The organism is Streptomyces sp. NPDC002690, from assembly GCF_053592415.1.
In genome coordinates, this window is sequence record NZ_JBSFVR010000665.1 from 1 (window position 1) to 2,022 (window position 2,022).

Here is a 2,022-nt window from a genome sequence, read left to right on the forward strand (position 1 = left end):
CGTCCCCTCCGGCGGTCGCGGCGTCCGGGAGCCCCGCCGGGGCCTCGGGCGCCTGCTCGAGGATGACGTGCGCGTTGGTCCCGCTGATACCGAACGAGGACACCGCCGCCCTGCGGCGGCGGCCCCGCTCGGGCCAGGGCTGTGCCTCGGTGACGACCTCGACCCCGCCCTGCGACCAGTCCACCTGGGCGGAACGTTCGGCGGAGTGCAGGGAGGCGGGGACCACGCCGTGACGCATCGCCAGCACGGTCTTGATGATCCCGGCGACGCCGGCCGCGGCCTGGGCGTGCCCGAGGTTCGACTTGATCGAGCCCAGCAGCAGCGGGTCCGCGGCGGTGCGGTCGCCACCGTAGACGGCGATCAGCGCCTGCGCCTCGATCGGGTCGCCGAGCTTGGTGCCGGTGCCGTGGCCCTCGACCGCGTCGACCTCGTGCGGCTGCAGTCCGGCGGCGGCCAGCGCGGCGCGGATCACCCGTTGCTGCGCCGGGCCGTTCGGCGCGGTCAGGCCGTTCGACGCGCCGTCCTGGTTCACCGCGCTGCCGCGCACCACCGCGAGGACGCGGTGGCCGTTGCGCCGCGCGTCGGACAGCCGCTCCAGCAGCAGCAGTCCGGCACCCTCGGACCAGCCGGTACCGTCGGCGGCGGCGCCGAAGGACTTGCAGCGGCCGTCCGGGGCCTGGCCGCCCTGGCGGGACATGTCGACGAAGGTGTCCGGGGTGGACATCACGGTCACGCCGCCGACCAGCGCGAGCGAGGTCTCGCCGGAGCGCAGCGCCTGCGCGGCCAGGTGCAGGGCCACCAGCGAGGAGGAGCAGGCGGTGTCGACGGTGATGGCCGGGCCCTGCAGGCCGAGGGTGTAGGCGACGCGGCCGGAGACGACACTGGCCAGGCTGCCGCTGCCGATGTGGCCGGCGACCTCCTCGGGCAGCGGCCCCAGTCGCAGACCCCAGTCGTGGTACATCACGCCGGCGTAGACGCCGGTGTCGCTGCCGCGCAGCGCGTGCGGGTCGATCCCCGCGCGTTCCAACGTCTCCCAGGCGACCTCCAGCAGCAGCCTCTGCTGCGGGTCCATGGCCCGGGCCTCACGCGGGCTGATCCCGAAGAACTCCGCGTCGAACTCGGCGGCGTCGTAAAGGAAACCACCTTCGCGGGTGACGCTGGTGGCGGTGCGCGCGCCCTCGGGGTCGTACAGGTCCTCGGGCCAGCCGCGGTCGGCGGGGAACGGTCCGACGACGTCGCGGCCGGCGGCGACCAGCTCCCACAGGTCTTCCGGGGAGGTGACGTCGCCCGGGTAGCGGCAGGCCATGCCGACGATGACGACCGGGTCTTCGGAGGTGTCGGCCTTCGCCGCGGTCGGCCGCGTCACGGCGGGCTGCTGGACGGCCGAGCCCTCCAGGGACTGGGCCAGGAACCTGACCAGGGCGTCCGGGGTGGGGAAGTCGAAGGTGAGAGTGGCGGGCAGGGTGAGCCCGGTCGCGGTGGCCAGCCGATTGCGCAGGTCGACGGCCGACAACGAGTCGAACCCGATCTCGCCGAAGGTGCGGGAGCGCGACACCGCCTCGGGTCCGTCATGGCCCAGGACGGTCGCGGCCTGCGCGCGAACCAGGTCGAGCAGGCGTTCGGCGCGCTCGTCGGCGGGGAGTACCGACAGCGCGGCGGCGGTGGCCGAACCGGCCCGGGCACCCGTCGCACGCTCTTCTCCGGCGAACGCGGACGTGCGGCTCGGCACCCGGCCGGCGACCAGCGGGCGCAACAGGGCGGGGACGCCGTCGGTGCGGCTGCGCAGCGCGCGGGTGTCGACGCGGATCGGGACCGTGGCGGCGGGTGCCCCGGTCAGGGCGAGGTCGAGCAGAGCAAGGTTCTCCCGGGCCGTCAGCGGCGCGAAGCCGGACCGGGCGATCCGGGCGATCGCGGCGGTGTCCAGTCCGGCGCCCATGCCGGTGCCGGCCCACAGGCCCCAGGCCAGCGCGAGGGCGGGCCGGCCGGCGGCCCGCCGGTGGGCGGCGAGCGCGTCGAGGTAGC

At 75.6% G+C, this 2,022-nt stretch carries 1 protein-coding gene; it reads right to left on the reverse strand.

What is annotated here, in order from left to right; all coding sequences use genetic code 11:
• The coding region (locus tag ACWD3D_RS36480) for a type I polyketide synthase (RefSeq protein ID WP_451464945.1) at positions 1-2,022 on the reverse strand (2,022 nt) is incomplete at both ends.